Here is a 1,862-nt window from a genome sequence, read left to right on the forward strand (position 1 = left end):
CGTATCACGGAAGAAATTCTGACATACTTGGCGAGCAGGCATAGAGGTGATCCCATTGAATTGGTTGCACAAATCAGTAGATCACAAAACTCTATGCCTGTCTTTTTTTACCCGCTCATTACTGGGGATTCCTCAGCACTCTGGTGGGATTTTTTTCGCCCTTCAATTTCGCGTTTCGCTAAAAACAGCTTGACTTTAATTTTTGCGTTTCGCTATATTTACTATATTAACAGTGAACAGGCAGGAAGCCCACGAAGTAGCCGCCCGGGGCATATGAAGGCCGGGATGATTCGCTTATGAAGGTAAGAGAGCCCCTGAAAATCCAGAAATTGAATTCTGGAAGCAACTAAAAGCGAAGCGCATCATTGCCGGGTATCAAATTAAAGCGCAGGAATATTGCTTATTTTCGGAAAAATGAGAATTCGTCAACCAGCAACCTTCGCAAAATACTGGAAACGTCAACTAATCCACCGGATAGCTGCGGCTGGTCATCGGATAACGATGGGATGTGGACTGGTTCATGTGAAGCGTAATGGCTGTCTTTGATGATGGCTCTGTCGCGAATGGAGCTAAAATCTGCCCGGGCTGTGGTCGGACGATAGCCGCAGCACTAAAGCCGGGGAACCAATGAAAAACATAATATTAAAACTGGAAAATGACGCTCCAGACATGCTGTCGGAAAAGATATTTCGGGTTGGGTGGATGCCGGGCACGGCCAATGCGGAGGCCAGAAACTGGAAATCCCCACCAGGGTGATGAAACTAAATTAATTAACCACTTATGGAAACAGATAACTAACAATGAATCATTTAATGATCGACCTCGAAACCATGGGCAATAAGCCCGCCGCGCCAATCGTCTCCATTGGTGCTGTATTCTTTGATCCGCAGAGCGGCGAGCTGGGCGCCGAATTATATGTGCCCGTCAACCTCGACAGCGCCATGGCTCAGGGTGCAACGCCTGACGGTGACACGATCCTGTGGTGGCTAAAGCAATCGGCAGAGGCCCGGTCCGCGATTTGTACCGACGATACCTGGCACATCGCAGAAGCTCTCTCCGAGCTGAGTTCGTTTATCAGCCGTCACTCTGACAACCCGCGATATCTGAAAGTCTGGGGTAATGGCGCCAGCTTCGATAACGTAATTTTGCGCTCAGCCTACGAACGCGCGGGGCAAACCTGCCCGTGGCAATTCTGGAACGACAGCGATGTGCGCACCATTGTGCTGCTTGGCAAGCAACTTGGTTTCGACCCCAAGCATGACATACCATTTGATGGTGTAGCACACAACGCTCTGGCCGACGCTATCCACCAAGCTAAATACGTTTCTGCAATATGGCAGCGACTAATTCCGATCGAATGAATTAATTGATGGGGTAATTTATGACTACTACTGATTTTATGGAGGAGCAGGAAGTTTTCGACCTGCTCAAAAAGAAAAAAACTGCGGTCTGGCGTTTACGCAGAGAACACGGCTTCCCCGATCCCGTTCTTACCTACCCTTCTCGATACAGTCGAAGGGCTGTTATGAAGTGGATCGACGAGGGCGGCGTCAACCGAGCTGTTTAATATGCCAGTAAACCTTATCGGCATAGAGCTCATACGCATCTTTCTGCTCCACCAGCCAATCGTGTTTATTATACACAGCCATCACTCCTCCAAGCTCATGCCCCAGCATCTTTTCGGTGACGTGGGGCATCACACCCTCCCCTGATAAATTCGTCAGAGTTATGCTCATTTCTGGTGTACGGGGATTTGAAGAGGGTGGCGTATCCTGCTGATTGATTTCGTGACAGATTTCAACAACAGAGAGGTGATACGCCATGAGTAAGTCTATCCTGAAGGCTCTGCCTGAGCCAGATAC

3 protein-coding genes and 1 pseudogene are annotated in these 1,862 nt (G+C 48.9%); 3 read left to right on the plus strand and 1 reads right to left on the minus strand.

Going from position 1 to position 1,862, the window contains the following annotated elements:
• The 3 genes from VGM55_RS24925 to VGM55_RS24935 all read left to right on the plus strand — a co-directional run.
• Nucleotides 1–300: hypothetical protein (locus tag VGM55_RS24925; protein WP_331637054.1), on the plus strand; the 300-nt coding region annotated here is incomplete at its 5' end.
• 500 nt (nt 301–800) lie between these two features.
• Nucleotides 801–1,361, plus strand: coding sequence for a 3'-5' exonuclease (locus VGM55_RS24930; RefSeq protein ID WP_331637055.1), 561 nt, complete (start codon nt 801–803; stop codon nt 1,359–1,361).
• Between the two features lie 20 nt (nt 1,362–1,381).
• On the plus strand, nt 1,382–1,567 hold the full coding sequence (locus VGM55_RS24935; protein ID WP_253282873.1) for a hypothetical protein: 186 nt from the start codon (nt 1,382–1,384) through the stop codon (nt 1,565–1,567).
• Here the strand turns inward: VGM55_RS24935 and VGM55_RS24940 are convergent.
• Nucleotides 1,551–1,862: pseudogene (locus VGM55_RS24940) on the minus strand (hypothetical protein); the annotation flags it as partial. The gene VGM55_RS24935 and the pseudogene VGM55_RS24940 overlap by 17 nt on opposite strands.

Source organism: Cedecea sp. (genome assembly GCF_036500665.1).
In the GTDB taxonomy this organism is placed as follows: Bacteria; Pseudomonadota; Gammaproteobacteria; order Enterobacterales; family Enterobacteriaceae; genus Cedecea.

Bases quoted from the DNA above. Each gene is read 5' to 3' on its own strand.
- VGM55_RS24930 (WP_331637055.1), top strand. From the start codon at position 801: ATGAATCATTTAATGATCGACCTCGAAACCATGGGCAATAAGCCCGCC.
- VGM55_RS24935 (WP_253282873.1), top strand. From the start codon at position 1,382: ATGACTACTACTGATTTTATGGAGGAGCAGGAAGTTTTCGACCTGCTC.